This window comes from Enterobacter sp. BIDMC 27 (assembly GCF_000534415.1).
In the GTDB taxonomy this organism is placed as follows: Bacteria; Pseudomonadota; Gammaproteobacteria; order Enterobacterales; family Enterobacteriaceae; genus Enterobacter; species Enterobacter hormaechei_C.
On the sequence record NZ_KI973178.1, the window covers coordinates 3,082,938 to 3,096,064 of the forward strand.

The following is a 13,127-nucleotide window of genomic DNA, read 5'->3' on the forward strand; positions in this document are numbered from 1 at the left end:
ATGAACAGCTGCCTTTACCACGGTACATTGCGCCATCGTCGGCTTGCGCCGAAAGCGCACCACTTTACCTACAGCGTGTTTATGGCCTGGCTCGATCTGGATGAGCTGGACGCGCTGCCCTCTGTCGGCGTGCGTCGTAACCGCGTTGCGCCCGCGGCATTTTATGATGCGGATTACCCGCTGGGCACGCCGCTCAAAGCGCGTGTCCTTGAGCGTCTGGAAAATCTGACCGGCGAACGTCCGGCGGGGCGGGTCATGCTTCTGACTCAGCTGCGCTATTTCGGTTTTCATTTCAACCCGGTCAATTTCTACTACTGCTATGACGGGGAAGACACCCTGCGCTGGGTTCTCGCCGAAGTCCGTAACACGCCGTGGAATGAACGACATTACTACGCGGTAGCGGGGCGGGACGCCCCGCCGACGGAGAAAGCGTTTCACGTCTCGCCCTTTAATCCGATGGACATGATCTACCACTGGCGCTTCAACAGCCCGGACAGCACGCTGCGCATGCATATCGAAAACCATCAGGAGACGAAGGTGTTTGATGCCACCCTGACGCTGCGCCGGGTCCCGCTGACGCGCACGGCGCTGCGTTCGCTGCTGGCGCGGATCCCGTTGATGACCCTCAAAACCGTTTTCGCCATTTACTGGCAGGCGCTCAGGCTGTGGCTGAAGCGCGTACCGCTGCATAACCATCCCCTCAGCAGGAGTGAACGCTCATGACCAATCCCGTCTTTGCGCTTGAACCCGATTTCCCGCGCAACGTCCGCGTCGCGCGATGGTTGCTCTTCCGCCTGCTGAATGGCCTGCACGGTGGCTCGCTGACGCTGCGTGAAGGCGCGCAGACGTTCCAGTTCGGCGACGCTTCCGCCGCGCTTCACGCTGAGGTGCAGGTACTTGCTCCGGGCGTCTACTGGCGCATTTTAACCGGGGGCAGCCTCGCCGCGGCACAAGCGTGGATGGATGGCGACTGGGAGACGCCCCACCTGACGCCGCTGCTGGAGCTGATTGCGCGCAATAGCCAAATCCTCGGAAAGCTGGAAAAAGGGTTTCGCCTGCTCGGGAAACCGGTGGAGCGGCTGCGGCACTGGATGCGGCGCAACTCCCGCGCGCAGGCGCGGGAAAATATTGCCGCCCATTATGATCTGGGCAACGCCTTTTACGCCCATTTCCTTGATGAACATCTCCTGTACTCCAGCGCGCTGTTTAGCGGGGACGAGCAGGATCTGACCGCGGCTCAGCAGGCGAAAATGGCGAGGCTGTGTGACCAGCTGGCGCTCACGGCAAACGATCATCTGCTGGAGATTGGCACCGGCTGGGGGGCGATGGCGGAATATGCCGCCCGTCATTACGGCTGCCGGGTGACCACCACCACGCTGTCGCAGGAGCAGTACCACTGGGCCACCGCGCGCATCGCCCGGGCAGGGTTGCAGGATCGTGTTGAGGTGCTGCTCTGCGACTACCGCGATCTGACCGGGGTCTACGACAAGCTGGTGTCGGTTGAGATGATTGAGGCCGTCGGTCAACGCTACCTGCCAACATTTTTCCGCACCTGCCAGGCGCGTCTGCGTCCGGGCGGGCGGATGGCGATTCAGGCCATCACCATTCAGGATCAACGCTATCGCGACTACAGCAAAAGCGTCGATTTTATTCAGCGCTACATCTTCCCCGGCGGCTTTTTGCCCAGCATCACCGCCATGAATGAACTCATGACCCGCCATACCGATTTTGTGGTGCGTAACCTCTTCGATATGGGACCGGACTACGCCCGCACGCTGGCGCACTGGCGTCAGCGGTTCGTTCACGCCTGGCAGGAGATTGAAAAGCTCGGGTTTGATGACCGTTTCCGCCGGATGTGGCTGTACTACCTCGGCTACTGTGAAGCCGGGTTTAATGCCCGCACCATCAGCGTGGTGCAGCTGACTGCGGAACGCGTGTGAAGCGCTACGGGCAGGTATTTCTGCTGGCCATCGGGTTTGATCTCTACTGGACGCTGACGGGGCTGATTGCGTTCACGGGCGCGTCCCTGATGCCGCTATGGATGGTGGCGCTGTGGCTAATGTTTGCCACCGTCTGGACGCAACTGACCCGCACGACCACCTTGCCGGGCTGGTTGCTGACGGTACTGGCGACCCTGGGCGGGCCGGTGGCCTACCTGATCGGCGAGCGTCTGGGGGCCGTTTACCGTTTATACCTCTCAGCTTCTGACGCACGACGGCAGCTATACAGGGTTAGACGGCGATAATGCGCTGATTATCACCTATGCCCGGGACATCGATGGTGACGACCTGGTTGAGGCGACCCGCGACCAGTGGCAGGCGCAGGGCATTTTGCAGCAGGAGCCGCAGAGTGAAGCCTGGCTGAGCGAGTATCCTGAACTGCGTCAGCAGTTAATCGGAGGACCACAATGAAACGTTTCCTGTTAATGGCGCTTGCCCTGACGATGCTGGTGGCCGGATGTAGCACCGAGGTGACAGAGTATCGTCAGCAGCAGCCACGGCTTGATATTTTTACTTACTTCCAGGGGAAAACCGAGGCGTGGGGGATGGTGCAGGATCGCAGCGGTAAGCAGATCCGTCGTTTTCACGTCGAGATCGCCGGGGATGTTATCGGCGATACGCTGACCCTGAATGAACATTTTGTCTACGATGACGGCGAGAAGCAGCAGCGCGTCTGGCATATCCGCCGCGTTGGGCAGAATCGCTATGAAGGCACGGCGGGTGACATAGAAGGTGGCGCGACAGGCCAGGCGGCGGGCAATGCCCTTAACTGGCGCTACAGCATGAACGTGAAGGCGGACGGCAAAACCTGGCTGCTGCACTTTGATGACTGGATGTATTTGCAGGACAGCACCCGTCTGTTTAATAAAACCGAGATGAAGAAATTTGGCGTCACCGTCGCCACGGTGACGCTGTTCTTTACCCGCAAAGAGGGCGGTTAATCCTCTTCGGGCTGAGGTTTACTGCTTGAGTAGATGAAGAAGAGCGCAATACTCAGGCAGACGACGGCCCCGAAACGGCTCACTGAAAACGGAATGGCTTCATTGTTCAGCCAGCCAAAGTTATCAATCAGCATGCTCATGGCCAGCTGGCCCAGGATAACCGCTACCGTGGCAACGGCGGTCCCGATGCGCTGCACTGCGAGCACCATAATCACGATATAGGGCACGCCGCACAGGGCCCCCAGAAGCTGCCATTTGGGCACATCCATCAGGCTGACCGCCTGTTTCGGCTCAAAAAAGAAGATCAGCATGGCGGTCACCAGCGCGCCGACGGAAAACGTCAGAAACGCGCTTTTAAATACCCCCACGCTGCTGCCTAATTGCCCGTTAATGGCAGCCTGAATGCTCAGCGTAGCGCCGCCAATCACCGCCAGAATAATCATAATTACTGTCATAACGTTACCCCTGCGCCACGAGAATGAGCGCGGCGATGATAAATCCCAGCGCAATAATGCGTTTTGTATCGATCCTGCGGTGCGGCGTACCCAGCAGGCCATAGTGGTCAATAATCAGGCTTTTAAAAACCTGGCCTGCCAGAATGCCGATCATCGTCATGGCAATGCCGATCGCAGGCGTGGCAATGGTGAGAATGATGACGTAAACCGGGCCGAGCACGCCGCCCAACAGGTGCCATGAAGGCTGCGCAAAAAATGAGGGACTGTTGCGCGGGCTGAAAAACAGCATCAGCAGAAACGTCAGCCCCGTTCCCACGCTGAATATGCTGAACGCCGCCCACAGGTCGCCCACCTCTGCGCCCAGCGGCCCCAGCAGCCCGGCTTCCACGGACAGCCCCATGCCACCAGCAATCACCAGTAAAATTAAAATAATGTGCATAACGCTTTTTCTCCTTTTTCCAGGCGGAGAAGATTACGTCTGAACATCATTGAGAAAAATGCCATAATGCAGGAAACACCTTTGCAGGAAATGCATTAATGATGGATGCCGGACATATCAGCATTCGCGCGCTGCTAATCTTTATCGACGTATATGAAACGCAGAATTTTTCCGTGGTGGCGAGGCGGGAAGGGATTTCTGCGTCGCAGGTTTCCCGCGTGATCCACCAGCTTGAGGACGCCCTCGGGCAACAGCTTTTCTACCGCAACACGCGGGCGATTATGCCCACAGAGAGTGGGCATCTTTTTGTGCGCTATGCCCGGGCGATGGCCGGAAATCTGGAGGACGCGCGACGCGAGCTGGATGAACGCGCCCGCGAGCCGTCGGGCACGCTGCGTATCAATGGCCCGGTCTTTTTCGGACAAAGGCACATCGCGCCGGGCCTGCCGGGGCTTCTGGCGCGTTACCCTCGTCTCTCCATTGAACTGACCCTCACCGACGATTTTATCGATCCGCACCGTGACGCCGCGGACGTTATCTTCCGCATCGGCGCGCTGACGGACTCCTCGTTTCACGCCCGGGTGTTCGGGCAGCAGTTCTACCATCTGGCGGCCTCGCCGGACTATCTGCAAAAACATGGCGCGCCCGAGGGGCCGGACGATCTCAGCCGTCACCACTGTCTGGTTTACCGCGGTTCGTCCGGGCCTAACCGCTGGCTGATCCGGCAGCCGGGCGAGGCGTGGGTTCACTATCCCATTGTACCGCTGATGACTTCCAATAACGCGGAAACGCTCCTGATTGCGGCGCTGGGCGGCATGGGCGTTGTGCTTTTCCCGGACTGGATGGTGAGCGAACGGCTCAAAAGCGGTGAGCTGGTGGCACTGCTGCCGGAAATGGAGTGTTCAATTAATACGGAGCCACTGACGATTGCGGCGATTTACCCGAACGCGCGTCATCCGCCCCTGAACGTCAGGGCGGTGATTGATTACTATATTGAGCGATTCGGTACGCCACTGTACTGGCAAACCTGAAGGTTAGCGGGCAAGCTCGCGACGGATAATGTCAGCCCCGGCGCTTAACGCCTTCAGCTTACCGTTGGCGACCTGGCGGGAAAGGGGGGCCATACCGCAGTTGGTGGACGGATAGAGCTTGTCTGCATCAACAAACTGCAACGCCTTGCGCAGCGTATCGGCCACTTCTTCCGGCGTTTCGATGGTCTGGGTGGCCACGTCAATTGCCCCGACCATCACTTTTTTACCGCGGATAAGCTCCAGCAGATCCATCGGCACGCGCGAGTTGTGGCACTCCAGCGAGATGATATCGATCTTCGAGGTCTGTAACTTTGGAAATGCCTCTTCATACTGGCGCCACTCGGAGCCGAGCGTCTTTTTCCAGTCCGTATTGGCTTTGATGCCGTACCCGTAACAGATATGTACCGCGGTTTCGCATTTCAGCCCTTCAATGGCGCGCTCCAGCGCGGCGATACCCCAGTCATTCACCTCGTCGAAAAAGACGTTAAAGGCAGGTTCGTCGAACTGAATAATGTCGACGCCGGCCGCTTCCAGCTCGCGGGCCTCCTGATTGAGAATTTTAGCGAACTCCCAGGCCAGCTTTTCGCGGCTTTTATAGTGGGCATCGTATAGCGTGTCGATCATGGTCATCGGGCCGGGCAGCGCCCACTTGATCGGCTTGTCAGTCAGCTGGCGCAGGTATTTAGCGTCGTCAACAAACACCGGCTTCTGGCGCGCCACCGCGTCTACCACGGTCGGCACGCTCGCATCGTAACGGTTACGGATGCGTACCGTCTGACGGTTCTCAAAATCCACGCCGCTGAGATGTTCAATAAAGGTGGTGACAAAATGCTGGCGGGTTTGTTCCCCGTCGCTGACGATATCAATCCCGGCGCGAATCTGTTCATCCAGAGACAAACGCAGCGCATCCTGTTTCCCTGCCAGTAATTCCTCGTCCTGGAGTTTCCACGGCGACCAGAGCGTTTCCGGCTGCGCAAGCCAGGTGGGTTTCGGCAGGCTGCCAGCCGTTGATGTCGGGAGCAATGTTTTCATAAAAGAACCTTTTATCCGTATTAAATTAAAGCGTGAAGTGTTGAGACCACTGCTCAAGAAGGGTTTTATAGGGTTTGATAAACCGCTCTTCGGTATATTTACCCTGTTCAATGGCCAGCCGGCTGCGCTCTTCACGGTCATAGACGATTTTGGTTAATGAGTGATCCTGCTGATTCAGGTCGGGCTGATAGCACTGTCCCGCAGCGGAATTGGCATTGTAAATTTCTGGTCGATAGATCTTCTGGAACGTCTCCATGGTGCTGATGGTGCCGATCAGTTCCAGATTGGTGTAATCACGCAGTAAATCGCCGGTGAAGAAGAAGGCGAATGGCGCGACGCTGTTTTCCGGCATGAAATAGCGAACCTTCAGGCCCATCTTCGCGAAGTACTGTTCCGTTAGCGACTCGCCGTCCGGCTGGTACTCATAGCCCAGCACCGGGTGGTGGTTACCGGTACGACGATAGGTGTCTTTGCTGGAGACGCTCAGGCAGATCACCGGCGCTTTTTTAAAGTTCGCCTGATATTCCGCAGAATGAACGAAGCTTTTAAAAATATTGCCGTGCAGCTCGCCAAAATTCTCGGGGAGGGAGAAACGGGCCCGGTCTTTATTATGCTCCAGCAGCAGGACGCTGAAATCATAGTCACGAACATACGATGAGAAGTTATTTCCGACGATGCCTTCGATGCGCTCGTGGGTTTTTTTATCCACGATCGTCGTTTGCAGAATTTCGATGGCCGGGAAAGTAAAATCGCCGCCGATATTCATATCGACTGAAATAATCTCCAGCTCGACGGCATAGCGGTCAGCTTTCGGGTTATCCCAGCTCGCCAGCGCGTTAAAGCGGTTGTTGATCATCACCAGCGTATTGCGCAGGTTCTCCTGACGCTTCTCGCCACGCGCCAGGTTGGCGAAGTTGGTGGTGGTACGCGTGTTTTCTGACGGGTTATAATTTTCATCAAAGCAACTGCGCTTAAGGGTAAATGTGAAAGCCTGACTCATTTGGTTATGCATCCTAAGTTCATGTTGCCGGAACGTTATCAATGCATAATTTATGCCTGAGCCACTGGCGCAGGGGAAGTGACTTAATTTCACTGCAACATGAGGGTTCTTCATGAACTGCGCGATTCAGGTATAATCCCCCGACATTTCCAACCGGTTTAAACGAACATGACAAAACTCACCCTACAAGAGCAGATGCTGAAAGCGGGCTTAGTCAGCAGTAAAAAGATGGCGAAGGTCCAGCGCACGGCGAAAAAATCCCGCGTCCAGGCTCGCGAGGCGAGAGAGGCTGTTGAAGAGAACAAGAAAGCCCAGCTGGAGCGTGATAAGCAGCTGAGCGAACAGCAAAAACAGGCGGTGCTGGCAAAAGAGTTCAGGGCGCAGGTGAAGCAGCTGATTGAGATGAACCGCATCACCGTGGCGAAGGGCAACATTACCTTTAACTTTACCGACGGCAACCTTATCAAAAAAATCGAGGTCGATAAGCAGACGCAAACCCAGCTGATCAACGGCCGTCTGGCGATTGCCCGACTGGTGATTAACGCGAATGGCGACTGTGATTACGCGATTATCCCGGCGGTAGTGGCGGATAAAATTGCCCAGCGCGATGCGGACAGCATTGTGCTAAACAGCGCCCTGAGTCAGGAAGAGCAGGACGAAGACGATCCGTACGCAGACTTCAAAATCCCTGACGATTTAATGTGGTAATCCCCGCTCAGAACGGCGCGGCGTGACGGGCGTTTATCGTCTCGCCGCTCAGCGGATGAATAAAATTCAGAGCGCTTGCATGCAGCATCAGCCGGGGCGTTTCTTCCGCCCCCGGCCATTCCAGACCACCATACAGATCGCACCCCAGAATAGGGTGGCCTAACTGCTGGCAGTGAATGCGCAGCTGGTGGGTGCGCCCGGTCTCCGGGGTAAGCTCAACCCGCGTCAGCGGCATTGTCGTATCCTGGTAAATACGTTCCACCACCCGATAGCGGGAGCGAGCGGGCTTACCGGTGCGGGCACAGATCGTCATCAGCGGAAACAGCGCCGGATCTTTGGCAATCGGCGCATCCACGGTCCCTTCGTCCTGTTCCACATGTCCGCACAGCAGGGCGGTGTAAACCTTGTTCACGGCGCGCTGACTGAACTGGTGGCAAAGCGCGGCGTTGATCGCTTTGTTACGCGCAATGACCATCAGACCCGAAGTGCCAAAATCAAGACGATGCACCAGCGTGCAGCCGGGAAAGGTTTGAACAAGACGGTGGTGGACGGAATCGAGGTTTTGCGGATTTTTCCCCGACAGGCTGAGCAGACCGGAAGGTTTATTGATCAGCAGCAGATGCTCGTCCTGCCAGAGGATCTCAATGTTGTCGTGACAGGGTGGTGCAATAAACGTATCTATAATGACAGACATCAGGCCGCCGGGCTGGAGAGTGGGTGCGGATGATAACGAAATACGGGGGAAAAGAAAAACCCTCCCACCGGGCGGTGAGAGGGGGAAAACTTAGGCAGCGACCAGGCTGTCGATAGCGGCTTTCGCGTCGGTCTGCGCTTTGGTGGCCACTTCCGGGCCGTAAGCGATACCTTCAGCGAACACGAAGTTCACGTCGGTAATGCCGATGAAGCCCAGGAACAGCGTCAGGTACGGTGCGACCAGGTCGGTAGGGGTATCTTTGTGAATACCGCCGCGGCTGGTCAGGACGATAGCGCGTTTACCTTTCACCAGACCTTCCGGGCCGTTCTCGGTGTAACGGAAGGTTACGCCAGCGCGTGCCACCAGGTCGAAGTAGTTCTTCAGCTGGGTAGGAATGTTGAAGTTGTACATTGGGGCGTTGATCACGATAACGTCGTGCGCCTGCAACTCAGCAATCAGCTCGTCGGAGAGCGCCAGGGCTTCCTGCTGACGCGGCGTAAGAGGCGCATCGCTCGGACGCAGCGCGCCAACCAGCTCGCCGTCCAGCACAGGAATTGGGTTTGCCGCCAGGTCACGCACGGTGATTTCATCCGCGCTGTGCTGTTCACTCCACTGTTCAACGAAATAGTCAGACAGCTGACCAGACTGTGAATACCCTGCCAGAATACTGGATTTCAACACTAATACTTTGCTCATGGGAAATTCCTGTTTTGTATTTGATTGAGGGGGTTGCCCCGTTGCTTGTTGACACTTTATTCACAATCCTGCCACAGGGATAGCGCAATATATCGAAGCCTATGTTCGAATTTTTTGAATAAGGCGCGAAAAGCGCTGATGTGGTACTCTATACCAATCATTAAAAAGAGATTTTATCCGGCAGTGCACTGCCCGTTAACGCTATGACAGAACACCAAAAATTGACCTTCCCGATGCTGATGCAAAAGCTTGATTCGCTGATGCTGCGCGATAAACAGCGGTTTGCGCGCCGTCTGCACGGCGTTAAGAAGGTTAAAAATCCTGATGCACAACAGGCCATTTACCAGGAGATGGCCAACGAGATTGAACAGGCGGCAGGGAAAGTTGTGCTGCGTGAAGCCGCACGTCCGGAGATTACCTATCCGGAAAATCTGCCCGTCAGCCAGAAGAAACAGGACATTCTTGAGGCCGTACGCGACCACCAGGTGGTGATCGTCGCGGGGGAAACCGGTTCAGGTAAAACCACTCAGCTGCCGAAAATCTGCATGGAGCTGGGCCGCGGGGTGAAAGGGCTGATCGGTCACACCCAGCCGCGTCGTCTGGCGGCGCGCACCGTGGCGAACCGTATTGCGGAAGAGCTGCAAACGGAGCCGGGCGGCTGCATCGGCTACAAGGTGCGATTCAGCGACCACGTCAGCGATAACACCATGGTTAAGCTGATGACCGACGGTATCCTGCTGGCGGAAATCCAGCAGGATCGTCTGCTGATGCAGTACGACACCATCATCATCGATGAAGCGCACGAGCGCAGCCTGAACATCGACTTCCTGCTCGGCTACCTGAAAGAGCTGCTGCCCCGGCGTCCCGATCTGAAAATCATCATCACCTCCGCGACCATCGACCCGGAGCGCTTCTCAAAACATTTCAACAATGCGCCGATTATCGAGGTGTCAGGACGCACATATCCGGTGGAAGTGCGCTATCGCCCGATTGTGGAAGAGGCGGACGATACCGAGCGCGACCAGCTTCAGGCCATCTTTGATGCCGTCGACGAGCTGGGCAACGAGAGTTCTGGCGACATTCTGATCTTCATGAGCGGCGAGCGCGAGATCCGCGATACCGCCGATGCGCTCAGCAAGCGCGATCTGCGCCATACTGAGATCCTGCCGCTGTACGCGCGCCTGTCGAACAGCGAGCAGAACCGCGTGTTCCAGCCGCACAGCGGGCGCCGCATCGTGCTGGCGACCAACGTGGCCGAAACTTCGCTGACCGTACCGGGCATTAAATACGTGATCGACCCGGGTACGGCGCGCATCAGCCGCTACAGCTACCGCACCAAAGTTCAGCGCCTGCCGATTGAGCCGGTTTCGCAGGCGTCGGCTAATCAGCGTAAGGGCCGCTGCGGCCGCGTGTCGGAAGGGATCTGTATTCGTCTCTATTCGGAAGACGATTTCCTGTCGCGCCCTGAGTTTACCGATCCGGAGATCCTGCGGACCAACCTGGCATCCGTTATTCTGCAAATGACCGCGCTGGGGCTGGGCGATATCGCCGCCTTCCCGTTTGTGGAAGCGCCGGATAAGCGCAATATTCAGGACGGGGTGCGGCTGCTGGAAGAGCTGGGGGCCATCACCACCGACGAACAGGCGACGGCCTACAAGCTAACGCCATTGGGCCGCCAGCTTAGCCAGTTGCCGGTCGACCCGCGTCTGGCGCGCATGGTGCTGGAGGCGCAAAAACACGGCTGCGTGCGCGAGGCGATGATCATCACCTCGGCGCTCTCCATTCAGGATCCGCGCGAGCGTCCGATGGATAAGCAGCAGGCGTCGGATGAAAAACACCGTCGCTTCCACGATAAAGAGTCCGATTTCCTCGGCTTTGTGAACCTGTGGAACTACCTTGGCGAGCAGCAAAAAGCGCTCTCCTCGAACCAGTTCCGCCGTCAGTGCCGGGTGGATTTCCTCAATTATCTGCGCGTACGCGAGTGGCAGGATATCTACACCCAGCTGCGCCAGGTGGTGAAAGAGCTGGGTATCCCGGTGAACAGTGAACCGGCGGAGTACCGCGAAATTCATATCGCCCTGTTGACTGGCCTGCTGTCTCATATCGGGATGAAGGATGCGGATAAGCAGGAATATACCGGCGCACGCAACGCGCGTTTCTCCATCTTCCCGGGCTCCGGTTTGTTTAAGAAGCCGCCGAAGTGGACCATGGTCGCCGAGCTGGTGGAAACCAGCCGTCTGTGGGGGCGTATCGCCGCGCGTATCGATCCGGAGTGGGTTGAACCAGTGGCGCAGCACCTGCTGAAACGCTCATACAGCGAGCCGCACTGGGAGCGCGGGCAGGGCGCGGTGATGGCGACGGAAAAAGTCACCGTCTACGGCCTGCCGGTGGTGGCCGCGCGTAAGGTTAACTACAGCCAGATCGATCCGGCGTTGAGTCGCGAGCTGTTTATCCGCCACGCGCTGGTGGAAGGCGACTGGCAGACGCGTCATGCCTTCTTCCGCGAAAACCTGAAGCTGCGCGCCGAGGTGGAAGAGCTTGAGCACAAGTCCCGCCGTCGCGACATTCTGGTGGACGACGAGACGCTGTTTGAGTTTTACGATCAGCGCATCAGTCACGATGTGATCTCGGCGCGCCATTTCGACAGCTGGTGGAAGAAAGCCAGCAAAGAGGCCCCGGACCTGCTCAACTTCGAAAAGAGCATGCTGATCAAAGAGGGCGCGGAGTCGGTCAGCAAGCTCGATTACCCGAACTTCTGGCATCAGGGCAACCTCAAGCTGCGTCTGACCTATCAGTTTGAGCCGGGCGCGGATGCCGATGGTGTGACGGTGCACATTCCGCTGCCGCTGTTAAACCAGGTGGAAGAGAGCGGGTTTGAGTGGCAGATCCCCGGTCTGCGCCGCGAGCTGGTCATTGCGTTAATCAAATCCCTGCCTAAACCGGTGCGGCGTAACTTTGTGCCGGCGCCGAACTACGCCGAAGCGTTTTTAGGCCGCGTCACGCCGCTGGAGCTGCCGCTGCTGGACGCCCTGGAGCGTGAGTTCCGCCGCATGACCGGGACCACCATCGACCGCGACGACTGGAACTGGGATCAGGTGCCCGATCACCTGAAAATCACATTCCGCGTGGTGGACGATAAAAACAAAAAGCTGCTCGAAGGCCGTTCTCTGACGGAGCTGAAAGAGGCGCTGAAAGGTAAAGTCCAGGAGACGCTCTCTGCGGTGGCCGATGACGGCATTGAGCAGAGCGGGCTGCACATCTGGAGCTTTGGTCAGCTTCCGGAAAGCTACGAGCAGAAGCGCGGGAACTATAAGGTCAAAGCCTGGCCCGCGCTGGTGGATGAGCGCGACAGCGTGGCGATTAAGCTCTTTGACAATCCGCAGGAGCAACAGCAGATGATGTGGCGCGGGCTGCGTCGACTGCTTCTGCTCAATATCCCGTCGCCGATTAAGTATCTGCACGAGAAGCTGCCGAACAAAGCCAAGCTGGGGCTCTACTTTAACCCGTACGGTAAGGTGCTGGACCTGATCGACGACTGCATCTCCTGCGGTGTGGATAAGCTGATCCACGAGGCCGGCGGTCCGGTCTGGACGGAAGAGGGCTTTGCTCAGCTTCATGAAAAGGTGCGCGCGGAGCTGAACGACACCGTGGTGGAGATTGCCAGACAGGTCGAGCAGATCCTCACCGCCGTGTTCAATATCAACAAGCGCCTGAAGGGGCGGGTGGATATGACCATGGCCCTGGGGCTGTCGGACGTCAAGGCGCAGATGGCGGGGCTGGTGTATCGCGGCTTTGTCACCGGCAATGGCTTTAAGCGTCTGGGCGATACGCTGCGTTATTTGCAGGCGATAGAGAAGCGTCTGGAGAAAATGGCGGTCGATCCGCATCGCGATCGTGCGCAGATGCTGAAAGTCGAAAACGTGCAGCAGGCGTGGCAGCAGTGGCTCAACAAACTGCCGCCGGCGCGTCGCGATGACGACGACGTGCGGGAGATCCGCTGGATGATCGAGGAGCTGCGCGTCAGCTTCTTCGCTCAGCAGCTGGGAACGCCGTATCCCATTTCGGATAAGCGTATCTTGCAGGCGATGGAGCAGATTTCCGGCTAAAACCGTTGCCCGGTGGCGCTGCGCT

The 13,127-nt window shown here is 57.5% G+C and carries 13 protein-coding genes and 1 pseudogene; 8 read left to right on the forward strand and 6 right to left on the reverse strand.

The window, feature by feature from the left end:
• The 5 genes and pseudogenes from L463_RS08075 (at nucleotide 1) to L463_RS08060 (ending at nucleotide 2,941) form a co-directional block, all read left to right on the forward strand.
• Complete coding sequence (locus tag L463_RS08075; RefSeq protein ID WP_023296566.1) at nucleotides 1-723, forward strand: DUF1365 domain-containing protein; 723 nt, start codon at nucleotides 1-3, stop codon at nucleotides 721-723.
• A complete protein-coding gene (locus L463_RS08070; protein ID WP_032103748.1) occupies nucleotides 720-1,940 on the forward strand; it encodes an SAM-dependent methyltransferase in 1,221 nt (406 codons plus the stop codon). Before L463_RS08075 ends, L463_RS08070 begins: the two co-directional genes overlap by 4 nt.
• Nucleotides 1,937-2,245 (forward strand): DUF2878 family protein, encoded by a 309-nt coding sequence (locus L463_RS08065; RefSeq protein WP_032103746.1) that lies wholly within the window; start codon nucleotides 1,937-1,939, stop codon nucleotides 2,243-2,245. The genes L463_RS08070 and L463_RS08065 overlap by 4 nt, the downstream gene beginning before the upstream one ends.
• A pseudogene (locus L463_RS24740) lies at nucleotides 2,172-2,384 on the forward strand (hypothetical protein); the annotation flags it as partial. The gene L463_RS08065 and the pseudogene L463_RS24740, both read left to right, overlap by 74 nt.
• A gap of 23 nt (nucleotides 2,385-2,407) precedes the next feature.
• On the forward strand, nucleotides 2,408-2,941 hold the full coding sequence (locus L463_RS08060) for a DUF3833 domain-containing protein (RefSeq protein ID WP_023303692.1): 534 nt from the start codon (nucleotides 2,408-2,410) through the stop codon (nucleotides 2,939-2,941).
• On the opposite strand, the gene L463_RS08055 is transcribed toward L463_RS08060, so the two are convergent.
• Nucleotides 2,938-3,396 (reverse strand): DMT family transporter, encoded by a 459-nt coding sequence (locus L463_RS08055; protein ID WP_023296569.1) that lies wholly within the window; start codon nucleotides 3,394-3,396, stop codon nucleotides 2,938-2,940. The genes L463_RS08060 and L463_RS08055 overlap by 4 nt on opposite strands.
• Nucleotides 3,397-3,400: 4 nt before the next feature.
• Nucleotides 3,401-3,835 (reverse strand): DMT family transporter, encoded by a 435-nt coding sequence (locus tag L463_RS08050; protein WP_003857304.1) that lies wholly within the window; start codon nucleotides 3,833-3,835, stop codon nucleotides 3,401-3,403.
• A gap of 98 nt (nucleotides 3,836-3,933) precedes the next feature.
• On the opposite strand from L463_RS08050, the gene L463_RS08045 reads away from it, so the two are divergent.
• Nucleotides 3,934-4,866, forward strand: coding sequence for a LysR family transcriptional regulator (locus L463_RS08045; RefSeq protein WP_023296570.1), 933 nt, complete (start codon nucleotides 3,934-3,936; stop codon nucleotides 4,864-4,866).
• A gap of 3 nt (nucleotides 4,867-4,869) precedes the next feature.
• Here L463_RS08045 and L463_RS08040 read toward each other — a convergent pair whose 3' ends face one another.
• Together L463_RS08040 and L463_RS08035 are read right to left on the reverse strand one after the other, a co-directional pair.
• On the reverse strand, nucleotides 4,870-5,898 hold the full coding sequence (locus tag L463_RS08040; protein ID WP_003857302.1) for a methionine synthase: 1,029 nt from the start codon (nucleotides 5,896-5,898) through the stop codon (nucleotides 4,870-4,872).
• Between the two features lie 25 nt (nucleotides 5,899-5,923).
• Nucleotides 5,924-6,898 (reverse strand): DUF1852 domain-containing protein, encoded by a 975-nt coding sequence (locus L463_RS08035; RefSeq protein ID WP_023296571.1) that lies wholly within the window; start codon nucleotides 6,896-6,898, stop codon nucleotides 5,924-5,926.
• A gap of 168 nt (nucleotides 6,899-7,066) precedes the next feature.
• Here L463_RS08035 and L463_RS08030 point away from each other — a divergent pair, with 168 nt between their 5' ends.
• A complete protein-coding gene (locus L463_RS08030; protein WP_017384500.1) occupies nucleotides 7,067-7,606 on the forward strand; it encodes a DUF2058 domain-containing protein in 540 nt (179 codons plus the stop codon).
• A 7-nt stretch (nucleotides 7,607-7,613) separates the two neighbouring features.
• Here the strand turns inward: L463_RS08030 and L463_RS08025 are convergent, their stop codons facing one another.
• Together L463_RS08025 and azoR are read right to left on the reverse strand one after the other, a co-directional pair.
• Nucleotides 7,614-8,300 carry an RluA family pseudouridine synthase gene (locus L463_RS08025; protein ID WP_023296572.1) on the reverse strand — a complete coding sequence of 229 codons (687 nt, stop codon included), beginning with the start codon at nucleotides 8,298-8,300 and terminating at the stop codon, nucleotides 7,614-7,616.
• A gap of 90 nt (nucleotides 8,301-8,390) precedes the next feature.
• Nucleotides 8,391-8,996: an FMN-dependent NADH-azoreductase gene (gene azoR / locus L463_RS08020; RefSeq protein ID WP_032103745.1), complete on the reverse strand. Its 606-nt coding sequence runs from the start codon at nucleotides 8,994-8,996 to the stop codon at nucleotides 8,391-8,393.
• 203 nt (nucleotides 8,997-9,199) lie between these two features.
• Here azoR and hrpA point away from each other — a divergent pair, with 203 nt between their 5' ends.
• Complete coding sequence (hrpA, locus tag L463_RS08015) at nucleotides 9,200-13,102, forward strand: ATP-dependent RNA helicase HrpA (RefSeq protein WP_032103743.1); 3,903 nt, start codon at nucleotides 9,200-9,202, stop codon at nucleotides 13,100-13,102.
• Nucleotides 13,103-13,127 lie beyond the last annotated feature (25 nt).